Annotated in this window: 27 protein-coding genes; 8 read left to right on the forward strand and 19 right to left on the reverse strand. The window is 66.0% G+C overall.

The window, feature by feature from the left end; genetic code table 11:
* Positions 1-4: 4 nt before the first annotated feature.
* From rplB to rpsL, 9 genes are all read right to left on the reverse strand, one after another.
* The gene (rplB, locus tag ACLBKU_RS11190; protein ID WP_086739454.1) at positions 5-841 is read right to left on the reverse strand and encodes a 50S ribosomal protein L2; all 837 of its coding nucleotides are present in this window, start codon (positions 839-841) and stop codon (positions 5-7) included.
* Positions 842-864: 23 nt separating this feature from the next.
* Positions 865-1173, reverse strand: a complete 309-nt coding sequence (locus ACLBKU_RS11195) for a 50S ribosomal protein L23 (protein WP_410179620.1) — start codon at positions 1171-1173, stop codon at positions 865-867.
* Complete coding sequence (gene rplD, locus ACLBKU_RS11200) at positions 1166-1789, reverse strand: 50S ribosomal protein L4 (RefSeq protein ID WP_410179621.1); 624 nt, start codon at positions 1787-1789, stop codon at positions 1166-1168. Before rplD ends, ACLBKU_RS11195 begins: the two co-directional genes overlap by 8 nt.
* 3 nt (positions 1790-1792) lie before the next feature.
* On the reverse strand, positions 1793-2560 hold the full coding sequence (gene rplC / locus ACLBKU_RS11205) for a 50S ribosomal protein L3 (protein ID WP_410179622.1): 768 nt from the start codon (positions 2558-2560) through the stop codon (positions 1793-1795).
* Between the two features lie 275 nt (positions 2561-2835).
* Entirely contained in the window at positions 2836-3147 is a 312-nt protein-coding gene (gene rpsJ / locus ACLBKU_RS11210) for a 30S ribosomal protein S10 (RefSeq protein ID WP_017665146.1), read from the reverse strand.
* A gap of 330 nt (positions 3148-3477) precedes the next feature.
* On the reverse strand, positions 3478-4668 hold the full coding sequence (gene tuf, locus ACLBKU_RS11215; protein WP_410179623.1) for an elongation factor Tu: 1191 nt from the start codon (positions 4666-4668) through the stop codon (positions 3478-3480).
* A 94-nt stretch (positions 4669-4762) separates the two neighbouring features.
* Positions 4763-6895: an elongation factor G gene (gene fusA, locus ACLBKU_RS11220; protein ID WP_410179624.1), complete on the reverse strand. Its 2133-nt coding sequence runs from the start codon at positions 6893-6895 to the stop codon at positions 4763-4765.
* A 109-nt stretch (positions 6896-7004) separates the two neighbouring features.
* Positions 7005-7475, reverse strand: coding sequence for a 30S ribosomal protein S7 (gene rpsG / locus ACLBKU_RS11225; RefSeq protein ID WP_069310558.1), 471 nt, complete (start codon positions 7473-7475; stop codon positions 7005-7007).
* A gap of 142 nt (positions 7476-7617) precedes the next feature.
* Positions 7618-7989 carry a 30S ribosomal protein S12 gene (gene rpsL, locus ACLBKU_RS11230; RefSeq protein WP_006831873.1) on the reverse strand — a complete coding sequence of 124 codons (372 nt, stop codon included), beginning with the start codon at positions 7987-7989 and terminating at the stop codon, positions 7618-7620.
* 953 nt (positions 7990-8942) lie between these two features.
* Here rpsL and ACLBKU_RS11235 point away from each other — a divergent pair.
* Positions 8943-9827, forward strand: coding sequence for a hypothetical protein (locus ACLBKU_RS11235; protein WP_410179625.1), 885 nt, complete (start codon positions 8943-8945; stop codon positions 9825-9827).
* Positions 9828-10065: 238 nt separating this feature from the next.
* Positions 10066-10749: a hypothetical protein gene (locus tag ACLBKU_RS11240; protein WP_410179626.1), complete on the forward strand. Its 684-nt coding sequence runs from the start codon at positions 10066-10068 to the stop codon at positions 10747-10749.
* Here ACLBKU_RS11240 and ACLBKU_RS11245 read toward each other — a convergent pair.
* Both ACLBKU_RS11245 and apaG read right to left on the reverse strand, forming a co-directional pair.
* Positions 10734-11522 carry a LysR family transcriptional regulator gene (locus ACLBKU_RS11245; protein WP_410179627.1) on the reverse strand — a complete coding sequence of 263 codons (789 nt, stop codon included), beginning with the start codon at positions 11520-11522 and terminating at the stop codon, positions 10734-10736. The two genes, ACLBKU_RS11240 and ACLBKU_RS11245, sit on opposite strands and share 16 nt — an antisense overlap.
* Before the next feature lie 60 nt (positions 11523-11582).
* Complete coding sequence (gene apaG, locus ACLBKU_RS11250) at positions 11583-11996, reverse strand: Co2+/Mg2+ efflux protein ApaG (protein WP_410179628.1); 414 nt, start codon at positions 11994-11996, stop codon at positions 11583-11585.
* A gap of 148 nt (positions 11997-12144) precedes the next feature.
* Between apaG and ACLBKU_RS11255 the strand changes: the two genes are divergently transcribed.
* Both ACLBKU_RS11255 and ACLBKU_RS11260 read left to right on the forward strand, forming a co-directional pair.
* Complete coding sequence (locus ACLBKU_RS11255) at positions 12145-12858, forward strand: M15 family metallopeptidase (protein ID WP_410179629.1); 714 nt, start codon at positions 12145-12147, stop codon at positions 12856-12858.
* A gap of 108 nt (positions 12859-12966) precedes the next feature.
* Entirely contained in the window at positions 12967-15369 is a 2403-nt protein-coding gene (locus tag ACLBKU_RS11260) for a hypothetical protein (RefSeq protein ID WP_410179630.1), read from the forward strand.
* A 100-nt stretch (positions 15370-15469) separates the two neighbouring features.
* On the opposite strand, the gene ACLBKU_RS11265 is transcribed toward ACLBKU_RS11260, so the two are convergent.
* From ACLBKU_RS11265 to ACLBKU_RS11275, 3 genes are all read right to left on the reverse strand, one after another.
* On the reverse strand, positions 15470-16075 hold the full coding sequence (locus ACLBKU_RS11265; protein ID WP_410179631.1) for a 2-hydroxychromene-2-carboxylate isomerase: 606 nt from the start codon (positions 16073-16075) through the stop codon (positions 15470-15472).
* 251 nt (positions 16076-16326) lie between these two features.
* Complete coding sequence (locus tag ACLBKU_RS11270; RefSeq protein WP_410179632.1) at positions 16327-17544, reverse strand: trans-sulfuration enzyme family protein; 1218 nt, start codon at positions 17542-17544, stop codon at positions 16327-16329.
* 11 nt (positions 17545-17555) lie between these two features.
* A complete protein-coding gene (locus ACLBKU_RS11275) occupies positions 17556-18092 on the reverse strand; it encodes a TetR family transcriptional regulator (protein WP_410179633.1) in 537 nt (178 codons plus the stop codon).
* Positions 18093-18194: 102 nt separating this feature from the next.
* Here ACLBKU_RS11275 and ACLBKU_RS11280 point away from each other — a divergent pair, with 102 nt between their 5' ends.
* The 3 genes from ACLBKU_RS11280 to ACLBKU_RS11290 are packed head-to-tail and all read left to right on the forward strand — an operon-like array spanning position 18195 to position 20009.
* On the forward strand, positions 18195-18494 hold the full coding sequence (locus ACLBKU_RS11280; protein WP_410179634.1) for a hypothetical protein: 300 nt from the start codon (positions 18195-18197) through the stop codon (positions 18492-18494).
* Complete coding sequence (locus ACLBKU_RS11285; protein ID WP_410179635.1) at positions 18491-18613, forward strand: hypothetical protein; 123 nt, start codon at positions 18491-18493, stop codon at positions 18611-18613. Before ACLBKU_RS11280 ends, ACLBKU_RS11285 begins: the two co-directional genes overlap by 4 nt.
* A 46-nt stretch (positions 18614-18659) precedes the next feature.
* Complete coding sequence (locus tag ACLBKU_RS11290; RefSeq protein WP_410179636.1) at positions 18660-20009, forward strand: phospholipid carrier-dependent glycosyltransferase; 1350 nt, start codon at positions 18660-18662, stop codon at positions 20007-20009.
* Positions 20010-20156: 147 nt separating this feature from the next.
* Here ACLBKU_RS11290 and ACLBKU_RS11295 read toward each other — a convergent pair whose 3' ends face one another.
* The 5 genes from ACLBKU_RS11295 to ACLBKU_RS11315 form a co-directional block, all read right to left on the reverse strand.
* Positions 20157-21251, reverse strand: coding sequence for a glycosyltransferase (locus ACLBKU_RS11295; RefSeq protein ID WP_410179670.1), 1095 nt, complete (start codon positions 21249-21251; stop codon positions 20157-20159).
* A 132-nt stretch (positions 21252-21383) separates the two neighbouring features.
* Entirely contained in the window at positions 21384-22442 is a 1059-nt protein-coding gene (leuB, locus tag ACLBKU_RS11300; protein ID WP_410179637.1) for a 3-isopropylmalate dehydrogenase, read from the reverse strand.
* A gap of 2 nt (positions 22443-22444) precedes the next feature.
* Entirely contained in the window at positions 22445-23047 is a 603-nt protein-coding gene (locus ACLBKU_RS11305; protein ID WP_410179638.1) for a DNA repair protein RecO, read from the reverse strand.
* A gap of 57 nt (positions 23048-23104) precedes the next feature.
* Positions 23105-23350 (reverse strand): accessory factor UbiK family protein, encoded by a 246-nt coding sequence (locus ACLBKU_RS11310; protein ID WP_410179639.1) that lies wholly within the window; start codon positions 23348-23350, stop codon positions 23105-23107.
* A gap of 190 nt (positions 23351-23540) precedes the next feature.
* The gene (locus ACLBKU_RS11315) at positions 23541-24089 is read right to left on the reverse strand and encodes a TspO/MBR family protein (protein ID WP_410179640.1); all 549 of its coding nucleotides are present in this window, start codon (positions 24087-24089) and stop codon (positions 23541-23543) included.
* A 324-nt stretch (positions 24090-24413) separates the two neighbouring features.
* On the opposite strand from ACLBKU_RS11315, the gene ACLBKU_RS11320 reads away from it, so the two are divergent.
* The gene (locus ACLBKU_RS11320) at positions 24414-24629 is read left to right on the forward strand and encodes a hypothetical protein (protein WP_410179641.1); all 216 of its coding nucleotides are present in this window, start codon (positions 24414-24416) and stop codon (positions 24627-24629) included.
* Positions 24630-24666: the final 37 nt, after the last annotated feature.

The following is a 24666-nucleotide window of genomic DNA, read 5'->3' on the forward strand; positions in this document are numbered from 1 at the left end:
TCTCTTACCTCTTCTTCTTCGCGTGACGCGAACGGATGATCATCTTGTCCGTCTGCTTGTTGTGGCGCGTGCGGGCACCCTTGGTCGGCTTGCCCCACGGGGTCACCGGATGACGGCCACCCGAGGTGCGGCCTTCACCACCGCCGTGCGGGTGGTCGACCGGGTTCTTGGCGACGCCGCGGGTCAGCGGACGCTTGCCCATCCAGCGCGAGCGGCCGGCCTTGGCAAAGTTCTGGTTGGCGTTGTCGGGGTTCGACACGGCACCCACCGTGCCCATGCAATCGGCGCGCAGGTAACGCTGCTCGCCCGAGTTCAGGCGGACGATCACGAAGGCGCGGTCACGACCGACGACCTGCACATAGGTGCCGGCCGAACGGGCGATCTGCCCGCCCTTGCCCGGCTTCATCTCGACGTTGTGGCAGATCGTGCCGACCGGCATCTGACCCAGCAGCATCGCGTTGCCCGGCTTGGTGTCGACCTTCTCGCCGGCCACGACCTGGTCACCGACAGCGAGACGCTGCGGGGCGAGGATGTAGGCCTGCTCGCCGTCTTCGTACTTCACCAGCGCGATGAAGGCGGTGCGGTTCGGGTCGTACTCGAGCCGCTCGACGGTCGCCGGCATGTCCCACTTGCGACGCTTGAAGTCGATGAAGCGGTACTTCTGCTTGTGACCACCGGCGATGCCACGCGAGGTGACATGGCCCTTGTTGTTGCGGCCACCGGTCTTGCGCTTGCCTTCGGTGAGCGCCTTGACCGGCTTGCCCTTATAGAGCGCCGACTTGTCGACCAGGATCAGGCCGCGGCGGGCCGGACTGGTCGGCTTGTAGTTCTTGAGTGCCATTGTTCGTGTCCTGTCCCTTGGCCTCAGATACCGCTCGTGATGTCGATCATTTCACCCTCGGCGAGGGTGACGATCGCCTTCTTCACGTCGCTGCGCTGATAGGTCTTGCCCTTCCAGCGCTTGGTCTTGCCCTTCTGGATCAGGGTGTTCACGGCGACGACCTTCTTGTCGTAGATCGCCTCGATCGCTTCCTTGATCTGCGGCTTGGTCGCATTGCCGGCGACCTTGAAGACCACGGCGTTCTGCTCGGACGCGAGGGTCGACTTTTCGGTGATGTGCGGCGCGATGATCACATCGTAGTGACGCGCATCGACGGTCTGCTTCTTAGCCATTGAAGCGCGCCTCCAGCTTTTCGACGGCGGCCTTGGTGAGGACCAGCGTGTCGTGGTTGAGGATGTCGTAGACATTGGCACCGATCGCCGGGAGCACGTTGATGCCCGGGAGGTTGCCGGCGGCCTTCTTGAAGCCCGCGTCGACCTGCTCGCCGTCGATCACCAGCACCTTGCCGGTCAGGCCGGCCTTGGTGAGGTGGCCCTTGAGCGCCTTGGTCTTGGCATCGGCGAGCTCGAGGCTGTCGACCACGACAAGGCCGCTCTTGGCCTTGGTCGAGAGCGCCATCTTGAGGCCGAGCGCGCGGATCTTCTTGTTGAGCGACTGCTCGAAGTCACGCTTGCGCGCACCGTGAGCCTTGCCGCCGCCGATGAAGACGGGCGCCTTGCGGTCGCCGTGACGGGCGGTACCACCACCCTTCTGGCGGCCGAACTTCTTGCCGGTGCGGGCCACGTCCGAACGCTCGCGCGTCGGGCGAGCGGTGCCGCGGCGGTTCTCGAGCTGCCAGGTCACCACGCGGTGGAGAATGTCGGCGCGCGGCTCGATGCCGAACACGTCATCCGACAGCTCGATATCGCCAGCGGCGGCGCCCTCGATGTTCTGAACCTTGATCTTCATGGCTCAGCCTTCCTTGTTTTCTTCGGTGGCCGCGGTGTCGATCTCGACAGCCTCGACAGCCACGGGGGTCTCGTCGGCGACGGGAGCCTTGTTCTTGTCGAGCACGGCGCCCGGGAACGGAAGGTCCGCGGGGGCCTTCAGCTTCACCGCGTCGCGCACGAGCAGCCAGCCGTTCTTCGCGCCCGGGACCGAACCCTTGACGAAGAGCAGGCCGCGCTCGGCGTCGGTGCGGACGATCTCGAGGTTCTGCTGGGTGCGCTGACGGTCGCCCATGTGGCCGGCCATCTTCTTGCCCTTGAACACGCGGCCCGGATCCTGGCGGTTACCGGTCGAACCGTGGGCACGGTGCGAGATCGAGACGCCGTGGGTGGCACGCATACCGCCGAAGCCCCAGCGCTTCATGGCGCCCGCGAAGCCCTTGCCCTGCGTGTGGCCGGTGATGTCGACCATCTGGCCGGCGACGAAGTGCTCGGCCGAAATGGTCGCGCCAACCGGGACGAGCGCATCGGCGCTGTCGACACGGAATTCGGCGACCTGCTTCTTCAGGCCGACATCGGCCTTGGCGAATTGTTCACGCTGCGGCTTGGCAACGTTCTTGTGCTTGGCTTCGCCCGCGCCGAGCTGGACGGCGTAGTAGCCATCGCGGTCTTCGGTGCGGTGCGAGACCACCTGGCATTCTTCCAGCGACAGAACGGTCACGGGCACGTGCCGACCGTCCTCCTGGAAGAGGCGGGTCATCCCGACTTTCTTTGCGATAACGCCGGTGCGCATCGTCAGTTCACTCCTCGACAGAGGCACCTGACGGACCATCCGCCAGGTGCGTGTGAGACCGCGACGCCAAAACAGCGTCGCGGCCCCGTTCAGCCCATGATTTGATGCATCGCCCCGTCCGGGCTGAGTGCTTCCGCTCGCCCGAGGGCCGCTGGAAGCGAGACGGGGGACGCAGCCCGGAGAATGGCTCCGGCGGTATCCACCCTATCGTCAGGCGAGGCGCTCAAGGCCTCAACGATAGAGGCCCCCACCGAAGCGGGGGCATTTCGGCCGGCTTACGCCAGCTTGATCTCGACGTTCACGCCGGCAGCCAGGTCGAGCTTCATCAGCGCATCGACGGTCTGGGCGTTGGGCTGCACGATATCGAGCAGCCGCTTGTAGGTGCGCACCTCGAACTGCTCGCGCGACTTCTTGTCGACGTGCGGGCCGCGGTTCACGGTGAACTTCTCGATACGCGTCGGCAGGGGAATGGGGCCACGAATAAGAGCGCCGGTGCGGCGGGCCGTATCTGCGATCTCGCCAGTGGCCTGGTCGAGAACGCGGTGGTCGAACGCCTTGAGGCGAATACGGATATTCTGAGCTTCCATGTCCTACTACCGATGCGAAAGAGCCAAGGAGCAACCGGGGAGCCCCGGCAGTTCCCAAAAACAAAGACCGCCCCGCTTGCTTCGGTTTCCCGTGAGCGGGCGGCCTTCCTCAAAACTCGTGCCGTCGGGAGACGAATCTCCGTCGGGGATGCGCGCCTATACGGGCCGAGTTGGATTCTGGCAAGGGCCCTCGGACCGAAAATTACATGACCGTGAAACGACCATCTTTCTTGGCGAAAAAGCGCCCTGTCCGACAAAAAAGAGGCCCGGCAGCTCGTATGAGCTCCGGGCCTCGTTTCGTTCGGTTTCGCCCCTTAGCGGAGCAACACCTTACTTGGTGATCTTGGCGACGACGCCCGAACCCACGGTGCGGCCACCTTCGCGGATCGCGAAGCGCAGGCCTTCGTCCATGGCGATCGGAGCGATCAGCTTGACGCCGATGGTCACGTTGTCGCCCGGCATCACCATTTCGGTGCCCTCGGGAAGGATCACTTCGCCGGTCACGTCGGTGGTGCGGAAGTAGAACTGCGGGCGGTAGTTGGCGAAGAACGGCGTGTGACGGCCGCCTTCGTCCTTCGACAGCACGTAGACTTCGGCGCTGAACTCGGTGTGCGGAGTGACCGAACCCGGCTTGGCGAGAACCTGGCCGCGCTCGACCTCTTCACGGGCGACGCCGCGGATCAGGGCGCCGATGTTGTCGCCGGCTTCACCGCGATCGAGCAGCTTGCGGAACATTTCCACGCCGGTGACGGTGGTCTTGCGGGTGTCCTTGATGCCGACGATCTCGACTTCGTCGCCCACGTTGACGATGCCGGTCTCGATACGGCCGGTCACCACGGTGCCGCGACCCGAGATCGAGAACACGTCTTCGATCGGCATGAGGAAGTTCTTGTCGATCGGACGATCGGGCTGCGGGATGTACTGGTCGACGGCTTCGATGAGCGCGATGACCGAGTCCTTGCCGATGTTGTCGTCACGGCCTTCGAGAGCGGCCAGAGCCGAACCCTTGACGATCGGAATGTTGTCGCCGTCGAAGTCGTACGAGGAGAGCAGCTCGCGAACTTCCAGCTCGACGAGCTCGAGGATTTCCTCGTCGTCGACCTGGTCGACCTTGTTCATGTACACGACCAGCGCCGGCACGCCGACCTGACGGGCGAGCAGGATGTGCTCGCGGGTCTGCGGCATCGGGCCGTCGGCGGCGTTCACGACCAGGATCGCGCCGTCCATCTGGGCGGCACCGGTGATCATGTTCTTCACGTAGTCGGCGTGACCCGGGCAGTCGACGTGCGCGTAGTGACGGGCAGCCGACTCGTACTCGACGTGCGCGGTCGAGATGGTGATGCCGCGCTCGCGCTCTTCGGGGGCCTTGTCGATGTTGGCGAAGTCGACGGCGTTGCCGCCGTAGGTTTCAGCCATCACCTTGGTGATCGCCGCGGTCAGGGTGGTCTTGCCATGGTCGACGTGACCGATGGTGCCGATGTTGCAGTGCGGCTTATTCCGCTGGAACTTTTCCTTGGCCATTTCTCTGAGTTACCTTCTTGGATGTGATGGTGTGTTCGCGGGAGAAAGGCTGCGCCCGCAGAATCAGGCGCCGCCCCTAGACTGCCGGGGCAGCTTAGGCAAGTTTCTCCTTGACCTCGGCTGCGACGTTCGCCGGAACCTCGTCGTAGTGCGAGAACTGCATGGTGTACTGCGCACGCCCCTGGGTGAACGAACGCAGCTCGTTGACGTAGCCGAACATGTTGGCGAGCGGGACGAAGGCCTCGACCGCCTGGGCATTGCCGCGCGTGTCGGTGCCCTGGATCTGGCCGCGGCGGCTGTTGAGGTCGCCGATGACGTCGCCGAGGTAGTCATCGGGGGTGACGACTTCAACCTTCATGATCGGCTCGAGCAGCTTGATGCCCGACTTGCTCGCCACTTCGCGCATGGCACCGCGGGCGGCGATTTCGAACGCGATCGCGCTCGAGTCGACGTCGTGGTAGGCACCGTCCACGAGCTTGATCGAGAAGTCGATGATCGGGAAGCCAACGAGGTGGCCGCTCTCGGCCTGCTCGCGGAAGCCCTTCTCGATCGCCGGGATGTATTCGCGCGGAATGTTCCCGCCCTTGATCTGGTCTTCGAAGATCACGCCCTGGCCACGCTCACCCGGGGTGACGACGACCTTCACGCGGCCGAACTGGCCCGAGCCGCCCGACTGCTTCTTGTGGGTGTAATCGACCTCGACCTCGCGGGCGAGATATTCGCGGTAGGCCACCTGCGGCGCGCCGACGTTGGCCTCGACCTTGAACTCGCGGCGCATGCGGTCGACGATGATGTCGAGGTGCAGTTCGCCCATGCCCTTGATGATCGTCTGACCGCTTTCGTGGTCGGTCGACACTCGGAACGAGGGGTCTTCCTGCGCCAGACGATTGAGCGCGATGCCCATCTTCTCCTGGTCGGCCTTGGTCTTGGGTTCCACCGAGAGCTCGATGACCGGCTCGGGGAATTCCATGCGCTCGAGGATGATCGGCTTGGACGCGTCGCACAGGGTGTCTCCGGTGGTGGTGTCCTTCATGCCGGCCAGCGCAACGATGTCGCCCGCAAACGCCTCATCGATGTCCTCGCGGTTGTTCGAGTGCATCAGCAGCATGCGGCCGATCTTTTCCTTCTTGTCCTTCACCGAGTTCAGGACCTGGCCCTTGGTGAGCTTGCCCGAATAGATGCGGGTGAAGGTGAGCGAGCCGACGAAGGGGTCGTTCATGATCTTGAACGCGAGCGCGGCGAAGGGCGCATCGTCGCTCGAGGGACGCTCGTCTTCCTGGTCGCTGTCGGGCAGCACGCCCTTGATCGGCGGAATGTCGAGCGGCGAAGGCATGTAGTCGACGACGGCGTCGAGCAGGGGCTGGACGCCCTTGTTCTTGAACGCCGAGCCGCAGGTCACCGGCACGAAGGCGCGCGCGATGGTGCCCTGACGGATCAGCTTCTTGATCGTCGGGACATCGGGCTCGTTGCCTTCGAGATAGGCTTCCATGATCTCGTCGTCCTGCTCGACGACGAGCTCGATCAGGCGCTCGCGGTATTCGGCAGCCTTGTCGGCGAGATCAGCGGGGATTTCGATGAACTCGTACTTCGCGCCGAGGCTCTCGTCCTTCCAGACGATGCCGCGGTTGTTGACGAGGTCGACGACGCCCTGGAGTTGGCTCTCGGCCCCGATGGGGAGATAGAGCACGAGCGGCTTGGCACCGAGACGATCAATGATCGACTGGACGCAGTAATAGAAATCGGCGCCGGTGCGGTCCAATTTATTGATGAAGCACATGCGCGGCACGCCGTACTTGTCGGCCTGACGCCACACAGTCTCGGACTGCGGTTCAACCCCGGCAACGCCGTCGAATACTGCAACCGCACCGTCCAACACGCGCAGCGAGCGCTCGACTTCGATGGTGAAGTCGACGTGGCCGGGGGTGTCGATGATGTTGATGCGGTGCTTCGGCTGATTTTCGCGCAGCGCGTCGGGATCGCTCATCGGGTCCATCGACGAATCTTCCGCGGTCCAGAAGGTCGTGGTCGCGGCCGAGGTGATGGTGATCCCGCGCTCCTGCTCCTGCTCCATCCAGTCCATCGTCGCGGCACCATCGTGCACTTCGCCGATCTTGTAGGACTTGCCGGTGTAATAGAGAATGCGCTCGGTCGTGGTGGTCTTGCCGGCATCGATGTGCGCCATGATGCCGATATTGCGATAGCGCTCCAGCGGATACTCGCGGGCCATATCAGGTTCCTTGGATTGAGGGGGGCCGCCGGGTCGCGGTCAGGCCCCCATATAGGGAAGATTGTGACAGCCGGAAGACCCTCCTCCCGGCTGCCCGCAATCCGCGAGATTACCAGCGGTAGTGCGAGAAGGCGCGGTTCGCGTCCGCCATGCGGTGCGTGTCCTCGCGCTTCTTCACCGCGTTGCCGCGGTTGTTCGCGGCATCGAGCAGCTCGCCCGACAGGCGCGCGGCCATGGTGGTTTCCGGACGACCGCGCGCGGCGGTGATCAGCCAGCGGATCGCGAGCGCCTGGGCGCGCTCGGGACGCACCTCGACGGGCACCTGGTAGGTCGCACCGCCGACGCGGCGGCTGCGCACTTCGACCTGCGGCTTCACGTTGTTGAGCGCATCGTGGAACAGCTGGATCGGATCGGCCTTGGCCTTGGCCTCGACCGTGGCGAGCGCACCGTAGACGATCTTCTCGGCAACGGCCTTCTTCCCGTCGAGCATGAGGTTGTTCATGAACTTCGACAGGATCTGGTCCCCGTACTGGGGATCGGGGAGGATGACCCGCTTCTCGGGACGACGACGACGTGACATATCGATTAACTCCTTCGGAGTGGTCGCTTGCATCCGCAAGCGCCCTGCGGCTCCGGCCCGCTCCCCCGCCCGGCCACCCAGATGCTATCCCGCAGGATGGCCGGGCGGAGGAGCGGACCGGAGCCGGTATCCGCGTTGAACCTTACTTCGGACGCTTGGCGCCGTACTTCGAGCGCGACTGCTTGCGGTCCTTCACGCCCTGCGTGTCGAGCACGCCGCGCAGCACGTGGTAGCGCACGCCCGGAAGGTCGCGCACACGGCCGCCGCGGATGAGCACCACCGAGTGCTCCTGCAGGTTGTGGCCTTCGCCCGGAATGTAGGAGATGACCTCGCGCTGGTTGGTCAGGCGGACCTTGGCCACCTTGCGCAGCGCCGAGTTCGGCTTCTTCGGGGTCGTCGTGTAGACGCGGGTGCAGACGCCGCGCTTCTGCGGGTTCTGCTCCATCGCAGGGACCTTGCTCTTGGCCTTCTGCGGCACGCGGCCCTTGCGGACCAGCTGGTTGATCGTCGGCATGTAAGACTTTCTCTCTTCACCGTGTGAGAGGTGACACGGGTGCCCGACGATGTGGGAGAGAGTTTGCCCTGAACCGTCATCCCAGCGAAAGCTGGGACCTAGGGCCACAAGCACCAAGGCCTGCGGCAGAAGGACCGACCAAAGCCGGTTCGCAGTTCAAGCCGAAACGCTCCACCCGCATGTCAGGCCCTTCGGCCACCGGGTTACTTTGCCGGCTGCCCCCGCGAAAGGGACGCACCGCCAATGTTCAGCTCGCTTCCGAGGGAGACCCTGCGGAAAGGATGCGCGCCCTTAGGCGGGTTTGGGGTGGGGGTCAAGGGTGGGTGTTGGAAAGGCTGCACAGCCCTACTTCGTGACCGTCACCCCGGACTTGATCCGGGGTTCGGCTTCACTTCTTGCCCACCGAAAGAAGAAGCCAAGCCCCGTGTCAAGCACGGGGCGACGAGGTAGGGTCAGGGTTAGGCGCGGAGCCACCGAGGATGCGTGTGGCGGTGACCCAGCGCGCAGCGCCGCAAACGCGAGCGCGCGCCCGAGCTTACGGTAGGAAAGCCAAGGCGGACGGACGTCCGCCGCCCGGCGCTTGGGCGCGAAGACGAAGAGTCCGGGAGCCACTCCACTTTGTTGTTGAGTATAGCTAGGCCCAGCCTCCTGCCGACGATTTGATCCTCTGTTCGCGGTGGCGAACGGGCCTAGAACTCTGTTGCCAGAGCAACATTGCCGCTGGCTACACAATCGGATTACCGTTATCGGGCGATGTGTTCTAGGGGCGATGCGTTTCGATGTCGAACTCAAGGTGGATTGGAAACTTCAACGGCTCCAGGTTTGGCGGAGCCTATTGGACTGAGGACGACGTTGGAGACGGGCGACTGGTGTTTACCCAAGCCAACGGACCGACGCTATCCTTTGTGACGTCTATAGCGCACACATCAACGAACACCTTCAACTTACGCTTCATGGAACAGGATGGATCATTATCCATTGTGATCGGCGAATTACTCATTGAGAACGCAAGCACCAGCCATCGCAACGGTAGCTGGCGATTCGCTGACAATTCGAGTGGCGTGTTTGAATTTGTAAGGCGAAGCTTTTCTTCCGAGCCCTCCTATCTATCGCCACTGGAAAAATCTCAGCTGATCGTAGCGAACAAAGAAGTAAAATTGGGGGCAATCACGCTCTATCGATCAGACGTGGAAAGACTGATTGCAGAGATCGAGAGCTATTTTGAGCAGCCTGTAATCCCCATCATTAGGGCCAAGGAGGGAGATCAGTACATCGCGCAAAATTCGGCGGAGTACATGAGCCGCCGGGACCTCCCGAGAAGAGTTGATGAATTCACGCTCTCGGTTGAGAAGCCGGATGATACAGGACTTAAGAAGATCATAACGATTTACTTGAGCGACGATATGGACAGTAAAATCATCGTCTCATCCTCAGATGAGATGTGGACCGAGGCCGTCGCCTCCCGCTTATCGGGCTTCATGAGGGAGTTCAGCGGCGTTTTCACGGGAGCGCTTCGACGTCACGGCCTGACAGTCAACACCATCGCGTTCTTCTTACTTATAATCTACACGCCGGAATTTGATTTCCCAAACCGATTGATCTTTCTCTTTCTCTTCGTCATTTTCGCTTTTGCATTTACTAGAGCACACAAACTGGTCCCGTTTGCCCGCGTCTATCTCGACGCGGATCAGGTGAAGCGGCCATTCGCAAAAGAGCTCCCTAGTGTGATCCTCAGTGCGATTGGCGCAGCCGCAGTCAGTGCGATCGCTTCGCTGCCGAAGATAACCGAGTTGGTCTCCGAGATAATATCAGCCGTGCAAAGTCACTTCCCCGGTTGAAGCCTAACCCCGGGTCAAGCCCGGGGAGACGATAGGGTGGGAAACCATTTTCCTACTCCCCCGCCTTGTGCAATCTCCTCCCGCGCCATGACCCAGCAGCGCACCCCCTCCCCCCCGCCCCTCCCGGTCCACCGCCCGCGCCATCGTCCGCAACAAGCGCAAGACGCCCCGGCAGGCGACGTCCTCGGTCGCCTACGAGCTCGTGCCGCCGGCGCCAGATGATCCGTTGCTCGATTTCATGCCGGTGCCCCATGCGCGGCCCAAGGCGAACTCGATCACGCCCGACGTGCAGCGCGCCTTCATCGCGCAGCTTGCCGCGACGGGCATCGTTGCCCAAGCCGCGCGTCATGTCGGCAAGAGCATGGAGGCGCTCTACAAGCTGCGCCAGCGGCCCGGCGCCGAGGGCTTCCGGGCGGCGTGGGATGCGGCGCTCGACCGGGGGGTGAGCCGGCTCGAGGACTGCGCGCTCGCCCGGGCGATCGAGGGGGAGGAGAAGCCGATCCTCCACGCGGGCAAGGTGGTCGGCGTCGAGCGGCGGCACAACGAGGCGCTGGTGATGTTCTTCCTCAAGACCCGCCTCCCCCACCGCTACGACCAGCAGAAGGACGTGGGGCCGGGGCACCCGCTCTACGAGAAGGTCGCGGCCGCCTATCGCGAGGAGCAGGCGCGGATCGCCTGTGACCCGGTCGCCGAAGCGAAGCGGCTCAGGGCGCTGCAGACGCAGGTCGGCCGATGGTACCGGCACTTCATGGACCTGTGGGAGACGCGCCTCGGGCTGATGGGGATCGACATTCACGACCCCCTCTTCGTCGCGCGGGCCGAGCAGCTCAAGGCGGAGGGACGCTGGCCCGAGGAGGAGGTGACGCGGTTCGGGATCAGGGTCGGACTGATCGACGATCCCGGCGATCAGGACGCGAGATAGGCGACGAGCGCCTTCACCTTCTTGCTGCGCCATTGCGGCGCGGGGGCGAGGAGCCAGTAGGCGCGGATCGCGGGCTCGGGTTCGGTGAGGGGCAGGAGCGCGCCGCGGGCGATCGCCGCCTCGGCGAGCGCGAAGGGGAGGATCGTGCGGCCCATCCCGGCGAGCGCCGAGGCGAGCGCCTGGCCGGGGGAGCCGGCGCGGATGCAGGGGTTGACGCCCTCGGGGAGGGTCATCCCCGGCCAGTCGATCCACGCGCTGCGGTGCTCGGGCGCGGCGACCGTCACCTTCCTCGCGGGAGCGAGCTGCACGCCCTCGAGGTCGCCCGGCCCGTCGACGAGCCGGATCGCGATGTCGAGGTTCGCCTCGGTGAAGTCGGCATGCTCGTCGGGGGCGAGGATGTACTGGACGCCCGGGGTGCCCGCCTGGAACACGGCGAGGCGCGGGGCGAGCCACTCGGCGTAGAACTCGCGCGGGACGGCGATGGTGTAGCGGTCGGAGGCCTGCCCGGCCTGCATCGCGGCGACGCTCTCCTCGAAGCGGAGGAACCCCTCGCGCAAGGGATCGAGCCCGGCGCAGCCCTCGGGGGTGAGCTCGAGGCCCTTGGAGGTGCGGCGGAACAGCACGACCCCGAGCACGTCCTCGAGCGCGCGGATCTGCTGGCCGACCGCGGCGGGCGTCACTGCAAGCTCGTCCGCGGCGCGGGTGAAGGAGAGGTGCCGGGCGGCGGCGTCGAACACGCGCAGGGCGTTGAGGGGCAGGTGGGTGCGCTTCACGCCCCGTCGATTAGGCGGGCGCGCGGTTCATCGCAAGCGGCTGAATTGCAGCCCCTCCGCTTACCGGGGCGAACGCCCCTCGGCGGTCTCGGGCGCGGCGAGCGGGAAGAAGGGGATGCGGATCTCCGCCGGCGAGCCATCGGCGCGCTCGAAGGTGTAGAAGCCCTCCATCGAGCCGAACGGCGTCGTCAGCGGGCAGCCCGAGACGTAGTCGTGGCTCTGCCCCGGCTGGAGCAGCGGCTGTTCGCCGACCACGCCCTCGCCGTCGACATGGTTGACCATGCCGCGCCCGTCGGTGATGCGCCAGTGGCGGGTGACGAGGCGCATCGGCTCGTGCGAGGCGTTCTCGATGCGGATGTGATAGACCCAGAACCACTTGCCCGCCTCGGGATGCGATTGCTCCGGCAGGTAGTTGACGGCGACCCTCACGGTGACCCCGTCGGTGGTGGCGGCGTGCTGGAAGAACTCTTTCATGTCGCCCCCAAGGTAGCGATTCTGTGTCGGGTCACAAGAGCAGGAACGCGCTTAACCCCTGCTTGATCCCGAGCCCGCGCGGGTTTTTCTCCGGCCGGTTGCAGGGATGCGGCGGATGCCATAGCCTTCCCGCCCCATGCCGCCCCCCATGCCGCCCCCCTCCGCCCTGCCCCCCGGCCTCAGCCGCCGCGCCGCGCTGGCGGGTCTCGGCGCGGGGCTGCTCGGGGCTTGCGCGGGGCGGAGCGGCATCCTCGCCGCGCCGGCCGAGCCCCTCGCGCCCCCCGTCGATCCCGCCGCGACCATGCGCCCCGATCTCGTCGACCTCGCGCGCTTCGACCCGCGCCTCAGGCTCGACATCCGCTATGCGACCGCGAACAACTTCATGCGCCGGGTGCTCTACCCCGTGCCCCGCGCGGTGGCGCAGCGCCCGGTCGCCGAGGCCCTGTCGCGCGTCCAGACCCGCGCCGAGGCGGCAGGCTACGGCCTGCTGATCTTCGACGCCTACCGCCCCTGGCGCATCACGAAGGCGATGTGGGACCGGACGCCGGAGGACAAGCGCGAGTTCGTCGCCGATCCCCGCACCGGATCGCGCCACAACCGCGGCTGCTCTATCGACCTCTCGCTGCACCGCGGCGGCATCGAGGTGCAGATGCCGAGCCCCTATGACGACTTCACCCCCGCCGCCTACCGGAGCAACACCGCCGCCCCTCCGCAAGCGCTGCGCCTCAGCCGCCTCCTCGAAAGCTGGATGGTCGCCGAGGGCTTCGTCGGCCTCGCCAACGAGTGGTGGCACTACGACTGGGCCGAGTGGCGGCGCTACCCGGTGATGGACACGGCCCTCGAGGATGTGACGGCGGGGTGAGGGCTGGCGACACTCGCGCCTCCCCGTCACCCCCGTTTATCGCCTCCCCGGGCTTGACCCGGGGCCCCGCTTCCTGCTGATTAAGCGCGGCATTCGGCCACGGGGGTTATGGCTTTGAGCCTGCTTGAAGAATTGCAACGTGCCCGCACCGAGGAGGACGTCAAGGACGCCTATATCAAGGCGCTTGGCTTCAAGAAAAAGGATTACACCAAAGGGCGTGTCGATATCCAGACCGCCAAGGTGTGGTTCGAGGCGAAGTTCGTCACGACGCCTCCCTTGGTCATGTTCGGGCAATTGCTTGTCTATGTGCGCGATGCGAAAGCACGGGGCGAGCCAATCCCCCCATTCCTCGCCGTCATTGACCGACAGAAGGCGGCCATTCTGCCCACCGTCGAAGCCCTGACGTTGCTGGTAGACGAGAGCATTGAGTGGCCGACTTCGGGATCGAAAGCAGACGACAAGCTTGCACTTCAGATTGCGCCCTACATCGGCGAGCGCTTCACCACATATCCGGTCGCCTCGATGGCGAAGGAATTCGTCAATGCAATCAAGGATGCGATCCGAAAAGGCGAGCTCATCAAGACCCCCATCACCCGCGATAATCTCAAGCAGGTGTTCGACAAGTGGGTGGCGATGGTCGGCACCGAACTCGGCGTGAAGTCCGAGGCCGATTACGCCGTGCTGTTCTTCGCCGACATCATGCACGACGGCACCCACGAGGCCATGAAGCAACCGGCAGGTGCGCGGATGCTGATGACGGCGGACGGCCCGACGTTCTTCATGCACGGCGACACGTACGAGCTTGCCAGCGACAAGGGCTATCGCGATTTCTGGGCGATCTACCATCGCCCGCCCGCCGTCGAAGATCGTCGCTATCTGCTGGAGCGCCGCGACAGCCTTCTCCCGGTCGACGAACAGAAGTTCAAGGGCGCGTATTATACGCCGCTCCACATCGTCACCAAGGCCTATGAGCAACTCCGCGCTACTTTGGGAGAAGGCTGGCAAGACCGCTACATCGTTTGGGACATGTGTGCAGGGGTAGGAAACCTTGAGGTGGCACACAGCAACCTGCGCAACGTATATATGTCCACGCTAGATGAAGCGGACGTTACGATCATGCGGTCTGATCCGCGCTTCGCCGGGGCGGAAAGATTCCAATACGACTACTTGAACGATGACGTCACCGACTTTGGGGATATTGATTATGAGCTGTCGGGCAAGGTGCCGCTCGAACTGCGGCAAGCAATCGCCGCTGCGCGAGATGGCGACGAAGACGCAAAACCGATTTTGGTTCTGATCAATCCACCCTATGCCGAAAGCGGCTCAGGCATCTCGAAGGGCGACGAAAACAAGATCGGCGTCGAGAAAACCCGCATCAATGGCTGGATGCGGGAGATGAACCTTGGCTACGCGAGTAAAGAACTTTTCGTTCAATTCTTGATTCGTATCCAGAAAGAACTACCGCGATGTACGTTAGCCATTTTCAGCACTCTTAAATATGTGAACGGCCCGAATTTCGAGGCATTCCGGAAAATCTGGCGACCAAAGTATCTGGATGGTTTTGTCGTACATAGTCGAGCTTTCGACAGTATCGAAGGCAACTTCCCTATCGGGTTCTTCGTTTGGGATAACACCGCTAAGGCCGCCGTTCAGGAAATCACGGTGGACGCATTGGACCGCCACGGCGCGGCGGTAGGCGAGAAAACGTACTTGGTCCGCCCTAAGGCAATGTTACTCAATGCATGGATAAGGTCCCCTGCCGCGAATGGTGCTATTATTATTCCTCTTTCAAATGCTCTGACGCCTTCGCGAAATCCGCGGGTAAAGCGGACTTGTGTTGGTGCAGTAGGCCACTTGTTTGCCAGCAACAATGACATGCAAAACGCGGGCCAAGGCACGCTAATCACTTCATCGATCTTCACGGGCCGCAATGGCGGCGGCTTGTTTCTCTCGGCTGAGAACTTAGTCGAGGCTGCTGTCGTTTTCTCGGTACGACTTCTCCCACGGCACACTTGGCAGAACCACAGTGACCAATTTTTGCAGCCCTCGCAGCAACTCACGGACGAATTTAAATCCGATTGCCTTGTCTGGATGCTGTTCAACAACAAGAACCTCACCGCCGGAGCCGATAAGCTTCGCTGGAACGATCGCGACTGGAGCCTCACCAACCACTTCATCCCCTTCACCGAGGCCGAGATCGGCGCGCAGCGCTTCGAAAGCGATTTCATGGTGCGCTACATGCGGGGCATGATTTTCTCGCCCGAAGCGCAGGCCGTGCTCGACGAGGGCCGCGCGCTGTTCAGGCGCTTCCACGCCACCAGCTTCCCCAACAAGATCCGGCAGGAGTACAAGCTCGGGCGCTCGGACGCGGGCTGGTATCAGGTGCGCCGCGCGCTCGAGGCCTATGGCGACACCGAGCTGACCGACTTCGATCCGTTCAAGGCCGCCTACGCCGCGCTCACCGAAAAGCTGCGCCCGATGGTCTACGAGCTCGGGTTCCTGCCCGCCTAGCCGACCGGGCCCACTCCCCTGCGACTAGCTTCGCCTTCGGCTCAACAAGTCTCGCTCCCCTTCCACTTGCGGGAGGGGCTGGGGGTGGGCGCACGGGTCCTCACCCCTGCGCCAGCAGCTCCTCGATCTGGCCGAGGCGCTCCTTGCCGAAGAACATCTCGTCCCCGATCCACATCGTCGGGATGCCGAAGGCGCCGCGGGCGACGACGTTCTCGGTGCTGGCGATGAGGCCCTGCTTGACGGCGTCGCTCTGCGCGCGCTCGAAGAGGTCTGCGGCGTCGAAGCCGGCCGCCGTGACCGCCGCGCCGACGGCCTCGGGCGAGGAAATGTCGAGCCCCTCCTCCCAGATCGGGCGCAGCAGGCCTTCGACGAACTGCACGCCGCGCCCGTCCTCGTTCGCCGCGAAGAGCATGCGCTGGAGGAGGATCGAGTTGAACGGGAACTGCGGGTGCATGCGCCATCTGGTGAGGCCGTGCTTCCGGATGAAGCGGTTCATCTCGAGCATCGCGTAGGCGTTCTTGCCCTTGACCTCGGCGTCGCGGATCATCGGCGGAGCGTTGCCGGTGAGCTTGTGCATCCCGCCGAGGAACACCGGGATCACCTCGAGCCCGGCCTCGTGGCGATCGAGCAATTCGCGCAGCGGCCACCAGATCAGGTAGGCGTTGGGCGAGACGAAATCGAAGACGAGTTCAACGCGCTTGGTCATCGGCATGGTTCCCTTCCCTGTTCTTGGTTCACGCGGAGACGCGGAGACGCGGAGAGGAGCGCGCGGGCCGCACCTGCCGCGCAGCGGCCTTCGACCGGCTCACACAAAGGCACAAAGGCACAAAGGCACAAAGGTGATGGGCGCGTGACACTTACCTTAATCCTTTGTGTCTTTGTGTCTTCGTGTGAACATAAAGGCGGCATAGCCGCGTGACCATCTCCGCGTCTCCGCGTCTCCGCGTGAAAAGCCTCTCACAACCCCGCCGCCGCGAGCGCCTGGTCCATGTCCTCGGTGAGGTCGGCGATGTCCTCGAGGCCGACGTTGATCCGAAGGAGCCCCTCGGTCACGCCCATCGCCTCGCGCGCCTCGGGGGTCATGCCGGCATGGGTGGTCGAGGCGGGGTGGCACATGAGCGAGCGCGCGTCGCCGATGTTGTTCGAGATGTCGACGAGCTTCAAGGCATCGAGCAGCGCGAAGGCGCGCGCGCGCGTGCCGACGTCGAAGGCGAAGATCGGGCCGGTCGCGTCCATCTGCGCGAGCGCGAGGTTGTGGCGCGGGTGGCTGGGCAGGCCCGGATGGAGCATCCGCCCGCCCGCCCTTGTGATGCGCGGCTCGAGGAACTCGCCGAGGGCCACCGCCTGCTCGGACTGCTTGAAGGCGCGCAGCGGGAGAGTCTCGAGCCCCTTCATCACCACCCAGGCGTTGAAGGCGGCGAGGTTCGGCCCGGTGTTGCGCTGGAACGGGAGCAGCACCTCGTCGATCCACTGCTTGCTTGCGCACACCGCGCCCGCGAGCACCCGTCCCTGCCCGTCCATCAGCTTGGTCGCGCTGTAGGCGACGACGTCCGCGCCGAATTCCATCGGGCGCTGGAGGACCGGGGAGGCGAAGGCGTTGTCGACCACCGAGGTGATCCCGTGCGCCCTCGCGAGGCCGCAGACGTAGGCGAGGTCGACGATGTCGAGCGTCGGGTTGGCCGGGGTCTCGAAGAAGAACACCTTCGTCTCAGGCCGGATCGCGGCCTCCCAGGCGGCGTTGTCGGCGCTGTCGATGACGGTGGTCGCGATCCCGAACCTGGGCAGCAGGTTGTCGACCAGCCAGCGGCACGAGCCGAAGGCGGCGCGCGCGGCGACGACGTGGTCGCCGGCCTTGAGCTGGCAGAGCAGCGCGGTGGTCATCGCCGCCATCCCGCTCGCCTGCGCGCGGCACGCCTCAGCGCCCTCGAGCAGCGCGATGCGCTCCTCGAGCATCGCGACGGTGGGGTTCTGAAGGCGCGAATAGGTCATGCCCTCGGCCTCGCCCGCGAAGCGCGCGGCGACGGTCGCGGCATCGTCGTAGGTGAAGCCCGAGGTGAGGAACAGCGCCTCGCTGGTCTCGCCGTGTTCGGAGCGCCAGGTGCCGCCGCGCAGCGCCTTGGTGGCGGGGCGCCAGTTCGCGGTGGCGGCGCGGTCCATGCCGGTGGTCTTCTTCATGGGGCGCGTCTCTAGGCCGGCAGCAGCCCGCCCGCAAGCAGGCCTTCGATCGCGGTCTGCTCGTGGCCCACGGCGGCCAGCATCGCCGCACCCTCGATCACCGCGAGGAGGAAACGCGCTCCCCCGGCCGGGTCGGGATCGCCCTCGGGCATCCGCGCCTCCAGCCAGGCGAGCAGCTTGGCGGTCATTGCCTCCGCAGCGGGGCGAAAGCCGGGAGCGCCGCGCGCCGAACCGCTGACGATCTCCCACCACAGCATCTGGAAGGGCTGCATCGCCGGGTCGCCGTTCTGCGCGAGGAGCCCGGCGAGCAGCTCGGCGCGGGTCGCGGGGCGCGGGGCGGCCGCGAGCGCCGCGTCGAGCATCACCGCATAGACCCCGGCGACATGCGCGAGGAGCTCGCCGATCAGCGCCTCCTTGGTGCCGAAGTGGTAGAGCAGCATCCGGTCCGAAGTCCCCGCCGCCTTCGCCAGCGGCCTGAGGCTCGCCTGCCCCAACCCCTCGGCCAGCACATGCGCCATCAGCGGCGGGAGGAGGGTCTCCCTCGACATGGCCGGCTTTTTCGCTGGGGCGCCCATACGGGCCTTGTAGCGGTCGCGACATCGCGCTACAAGCCGGTGTAGCACTCGCTACATACTGGAAAGGACCGCCCCATGCCCGAGACCCTCACCCCCTTCCTCGCCCTCGCCCTCGGCGGCCTCGTGTTCGGCGTCGCCGCCATCCTTGCGATCGCCCTGCGCCCCGGCATGCCCGGCAATGCCCTCCTCGCCGGCGCGCTCTCGGCGGGCTTCGCCGCCTTCACCGCGGTCACCATCGCTTCTGAGGGCGTGATCCCGGTGATCCTCAACCACACCACCAACCTGTGGGGCGTGCAGGTGTGGTGGGACCTCCTCTTCTCGCTCTCGGTCGCCTTCTTCTTCGTCCTGCCCCGCGCGCGCGCGCGGCGAGGATGAACCTGCCGCTGTGGACGATCTTCGTCGTCTCGACCGCGAGCATCGGCCTCCTCGCGATGGTCGCGCGGCTGTTCTGGCTCGAGCAGTCCTTTGCTCAAGGCACGCCGCAGACGGCATAATCCTTCTTGCCGCAAAGGCTGGCCCTGCCTATCGGCGGGGCCAGTCATGGCCGAGGCGCACGCGTCCCCCCTCCCCGCCGCCGCTCCCCCGCCCCGCCCGGTCGATCCGCTGGGCTGGACCTGGGCGCTCACCGGCCTCTTCGCGCTGCTCGCCGGCTGGCGGCTCGCCACGCCCTCGATCCTCTACTTCGACGAGGTCCACTACATCCCCGCCGCGCGCGAGTGGCTCAAGCTCATCGAGACCGGCAGCGGATGGTATCGCAACCGCGAGCACCCCCTGCTCGGCAAGGAGCTGATCGCGCTCGGCATGCTCGTCTTCGGCGACAATCCGCTGGGCTGGCGGATCGTGCCCTGGCTGTCGGGCGTCATCGCCTTCTTCGCCGCGACCCGCGCGATGTGGCACGCGTCGCGCGAGCGCTTCGCCACCCTCGCCTTCGCGGTGCTGCTGGCGAGCGGCTTCCACCTCTTCGTCCATGCCCGCATCGCGATGCTCGATCCGGTGATGGTCGCCGCGCTGATGGTCGCGACCTGGCAATTCGCCGCCGCCTGCGCGCAGCCCGAACAGGGGCGCTGGCGGCTCGCGCTGACCGGCGTCGCGATCGGCGCGGCGATCGGCGCGAAGTGGAACGCGGCGCCGCTCGCGGTGGTGCCGGGGATCACCTTCTTCATCGCTCGCGCCTTTGCCGGCCGGCGCCGCCTGCTGCTCTCGCGGCGCGGCGCGCCGGTGCCGGGGATCACGCTCTTCGAGGCTTTCCTGTGGCTCGGGATCGTGCCGCTCACGGTCTACGCCGCGACCTACCTGCCGGGCTACTGGCTCTCCGAGATCCTTCATCCCTCGCCGCTCGCCGAGAAGGGCTTCATCGGGCTGCACCGCGAGATGATCGAGCTCCAGAGCGGGCTCAAGACCCCGCACCGCTACATGAGCACCTGGCCTCAGTGGGTGCTCGACACGCGCGGGATCTGGTATCTCTACGAGCCGATCGACGGGGCGCAGCGCGGGGTGCTGCTGATCGGCAACCCGCTGACGATGCTCCTGGGGCTGCCGGCGCTCGCCTGGTGCCTGTGGCGCGGGGCGTGGACGCGCGGCGGGGCAAAGCGCGACTGGGCGCGGCTCGGCGCGGCACTGGGCTACGCGGCGGCGCTCGGGCTATGGGTGATCGCGCCCAAGCCGACGCAGTTCTACTACCACTATTTCACGCCGAGCATCTTCCTCCTCGCCGCGCTCGCGCTCGCCTGCGGCGACCTCGTGCGCACGACGCGCGGACGGTTGCTCGGCTGGGCGATCCCGGCGGCCTCGCTGGCGGTCTTCGCGTGGTTCTACCCCATCCTCAGCGCCCTGCCGCTCAAGGGGCCGATGAGCTATCTGACCTGGACGTGGCTCGAGGGGTGGAAGTAGCAAGGTCCCTCCCCGTCCCGAAGGGATGGGGAGGTGGCAGACGCCGCAAGGCGGCTGACGGAGGGGTGACGCGCAAGGCCCCCTCCACCACCCGCTGACGCGGGCGGTCCCCCTCCCCATCCCTACGGGACGGGGAGGAACTCAGTCTCAGAACCTACCCCACACGAAGCGGCTCGACAGGGCGTAGTTCCACACAGAGCCGACCACGATCCCCGCGAGCGCCGCGGCCGCCCAGAACACGCCCTGGCCTTCGAGGAAGGTCGCGATCGCGACGTTGGCGAAGCCGCCGACCGCGCAGGTGGCGATGAAGCCCACCCAGCCCCGCGCGAGCGCGCCCAGCCCCTCGAGGCGCTTGTCGCGGTAGGTGAGGTAGTTGTTGAGCCAGAAATTGAAGCTCATCGCCACCAGCACCGCGCCCGACTGGGCGAGCGTGAAGTGGTGGCCGACGAGGAACAAGAGGCTCGAGAGCACCAGGAAGTGCACCACCACGCCCAGCGCCCCGACGGTGCCGAACAGGGCGAAGCGGGTCGGGATCACCTTGCCGAAGGTCTTGTCGTAGAGCCCGGCGAGGAAATCGAACAGGATGGCGCGGTCCAGCTTGCTTTCTCCTTCGCGGCGGGCGGCGAAATTGAGGGGAAATTCCTTGACTTTCATGGGCTCATCCGCGGTGGCGAGGAGGTCGAGAAGGATCTTGAAGCCGATCCCGGAAAGGCGCGGGACGAGCGCGCGCGCGTCCTTCGCTGCGAGCATGAAGTAGCCGCTCATCGGGTCAGTCAGCTCGACCCCGGTGATCTTGCGGGCGAGCGCATTGGCATAGGTCGAGAGCTTCTCGCGCTCGGGCGCGGCCCATTCGGCGGTGCTCGCGCCCTCGGCGAAGCGGCTGGCGACGCAGATCTCCGCCTCGCCCGACTTCAGCGCCGCGAGCATTCCGGGGAGCAGCGCGGGATCGTGCTGGTGGTCGGCGTCCATCACCGCGACGAAGGGCGCGGCGGTGGCGCAGAAGCCCTCGATCGCGGCGCTGGCGAGACCGCGGCGGCCGATGCGCTGGATGACGCGGACGCGCGGGTCCGTCAGGGCGAGCGCGCGCGCCTCGTCGGCGGTGCCGTCGCGGCTGTCGTCGTCGACGATGATGACCTCCCACTTCGCCGCCGCGCCGATCGCGCGGTCGATGCGCTCGACGAGGGGCACGAGGTTGCCGCGCTCGTTCAAGGTGGGAAGGATGATGGCGAGGTCGAGCGTCATGGGCGCGGGTGTCGCCCAGCTGTCGGCGAACTCGTCATCGCTATGCGCGGTGCGCAGAAAGAAGGCCTGGTCCATGCCCCCTGTGTGCACCATAATTCTTTATAAACCATAACTGCGGCTAACCGGCGGGTGTCAGAGCCGCTCGCGCACCGCCGCGCCGATCGCAGCCGTGCCGTGCGAGCCGCCGAGATCGCCGCCGAGGACTCCGTCGGCTAGCGCCCCCGCCACCGCAGTCTCGATGCGCCCGGCCTCCGCTTCCAGACCGAAGGAGTGACGCAGCATAATCGCGGCCGAGAGGATCGTCGCCATCGGATTGGCCTTGCCCTGCCCGGCGATATCGGGCGCGCTGCCGTGGATCGGCTCGTAGAGGCCGAAGGTGCCATGCGCCGTCTGCCGCTCGCCCAGCGAGGCCGAGGGTAGCAGCCCGATCGAGCCGACCGCGGCGCTCGCGAGGTCGGAGAGGATGTCGCCGAACAGGTTGCCGGTCAGCACCACGCCGAAGCGTTCCGGGTGGCTCACCACCTGCATCGCGGCGTTGTCGACATACATGTGGTCGAGCGCCACTTCGGGGTATTCGGCAGCGGTCTCGATCACTACGTCCCGCCACAATTGGCTGGTCTCGAGGACGTTGGCCTTGTCGACGCTGGTGAGCTTCTGCCCCGACGCCTGCGCGGCGCGGAAGGCGACATGGGCGATGCGCCTCACCTCGTCCTCGGCATAGGACATGGCGTCCCACCCCTCGCGTGTCCCCACTTCGGTCGTCCGCCGGCCCTTGGCGCCGAAATAGACGTCGCCGGTGAGCTCGCGCACGATCAGCATGTCGAGGCCCGCGGCGATGTCGGCGCGCAGGGGCGAGAGGTGCTCGAGCCCCGCGAAGACCCGCGCCGGGCGCAGGTTGGCGAACAGGCCGAGGTGCTTGCGAAGGCCGAGGATCGCCTGCTCGGGCCTGAGGTGGCGCTCCAGAGCGTCGCAGGTCGGATCGCCGACCGCGCCGAACAGGATCGCGTCGGCCTCGCGCGCCATTTGGAGCGTCTCGTCCGGCAGCGGGTGGCCGTGGCGATGATAGGCCGCCCCGCCGACGTCACCGGTGAACAGCGTGAGGCCGGGCAGCGACAGGCTCTCGAGCACCGCGACCGCCTCGGTGGTGACCTCGGGGCCGATCCCGTCGCCGGGCAGGACTGCGATCTTCATGACTACCCCATCCGCTCGAGCCGCTCGGTGAGCAGCCTCCGCGCGCCCATAACATCGCTTTTGGGGCCTGCAAGGAGGTAGTGCGCGAGGCGCTTCTCGAGCACCTGCAGCTGCGCGAGCTGCCCCGCCCAGTCGGGCGCGGGCGGCGGGGGCGCGCCGCCGCCGTATCCCAATTGCGAGAGGAGCAGCGTCTCGTAGGCGGCAAGCCCGCTCACCCAGCCGCGCGCCGAGGGGGCGAGCGCGATCGCGTCGAGCAGTCCGCCGAGCGCGGCGTGGAGCGCGGGGTAGGGCTGGCGCTCGGGCAGCGCGGCGGCGGTGAGCGCGCAGGCCCACTGGATCGCCGCGGCGGGCAAGGGCTCGGTGATGAGCGCGCCCAGCGATTGCTCGAGCTCGAGCCGCGCGAAGGGCAGCTGGCTGCCGGGCCTGACAGTGAACTCCGCTGCCACCCGGTTGCCCGGCACCATCACCGCGCGCATCTGCCGCCCCCGCCCGCCCGCGACATAGGCCGCGACGAGCCCCTGCTCCGCCGTCAGCACCCGCGCGATCGCCCCCGTCTCCCCCTGCGGGCGCGAGGCAAGCATGATGGCGGAAGCGTGGGGTGTCATGCGCACACGACTAGCGGCCGCGCGGCGGGCGCGCCAGCGACACCGGCGGTGCGAGGATTAATTCGACTTCGCTTCCAGCGCCGCGAGCCGCGCTTCGAGGGCGTCGGCCTGTTCGCGCGCCTTCTGCGCCATCGCCTTGACCGTCTCGAACTCCTCGCGGCTCACGAAGTCGATGCCGCCGAAGGCCTCGCGCAGTCGCTCGCGCGCGCTCTCGCGCGCCTCGCGGGTCATGCCCGCCATGGTTCCGGCGGCACTGTTGGCGAGCTTGACGAGGTCGGCGATGATCGGGTTCTGGCTTTGCATTCTTGTTATGTGGAGATGCTTGCCCGGAAGGGCAAGCATCAATCCGCGCTCACACGCCCTGCGGGCGCGTCGCTGCGGGCGGAGTTTTCGCTGGCCTACCGCTTCGCTACTTGAGGCCGGATCGCGCTTGCGGACGTGCTGCGCCGTCCGATCACCGCCATATGCTTGCTGGGGTAATTGGAAGCGGGTTCTAGAGCTCCACCCGCGTCGCCGCGCCGCTCATGCCGCGGGGGCCTCCGTCGGGGTTCTCCACGATGAACTGGTAGTTGAGCACCCCCGCGAAGCACAGCCACGCGAGATAGGGCAGCAGCAGCAGCGCCGCGGTGCGCCGCACCCGCGCAATGAAGGCGAGCGCGATCAGCAGGCTGGCGATCCCGAAGCCCAGCACCATAAGACCTGCGAACATGTCCTGGAGCCCGAAGAACACCAGCGTCCAGCCCTGCGTCACGACGAAGTGGATCGCGAAGACCACCAGCGCCACCCCGCGCCCGACCGCGCCCCAGGCGCTCGCCACCATCGCCAGCGCGAGGCCGATCAGCACGAAGAGCGTGGTCCACACGATCGGAAAGACGATCGAGGGCGGGAAGAGCGCGGGCTTCTCGAGCGCGGCGAACCACGGGGTGTCGGGCCCGCCGAGCTGCCCGGCGGCGAACCCCACCAGCAGCACGAGCGGCACCATGAACAGCGCCCAGCGGAAAAAGCTCGCGCGCAACTGGGCTGGTGAGGCAAGGGTATTCATGGCGCTTCCCGAAACTCTCGTTTCACCGGGCGATATCAGAGCCGCGGCCCCGCGCCAACCGCGCTGCCCGCGCCTGTCCCGGATCGACCCCCGCGTCCCTGACGTGCCGCCTCGGAGACCCTGTCGCCCTCGCGCCACAATTCGGCCACGGCCGCGAAAAAAATGTGGTAAAAATGGGGCAGGTGGTCACATTTCCACTGTCGGGGCCCGAATCCCTCTGCTAGGGACTGCCACATTCCTGCCGTGATTCGAAGGCGCGTTGGCGGCGGGAAGATCGAACAACGCGCTTTTGCTCATTACCGGCCCGCGAGGGCCAAAGGGAACATGACCATGAAGAAGATCGCTCTCGTCGCCGTCGCCGGCCTCGCCCTGACCGCCGCCGCTTGCTCGAAGCCGGCCGAAGAAGCCAACACCGAAGCCGACGCCATGACCGTCGAAGAAACCCCGGCCGTCGTCGAGACCCCGGCTGCCGACGCCATGACTGCCGAAACCCCGGCTGCGACCGAAACCCCGGCCGCGACCGAAACCCCGGCTCAGTAAGCCTTTCGGGCTTGCCGGTTCCCGCTCCGGCGGGATG

It is taken from the genome of Erythrobacter sp. NE805, from assembly GCF_046452355.1.
Lineage (GTDB): Bacteria > Pseudomonadota > Alphaproteobacteria > Sphingomonadales > Sphingomonadaceae > Erythrobacter.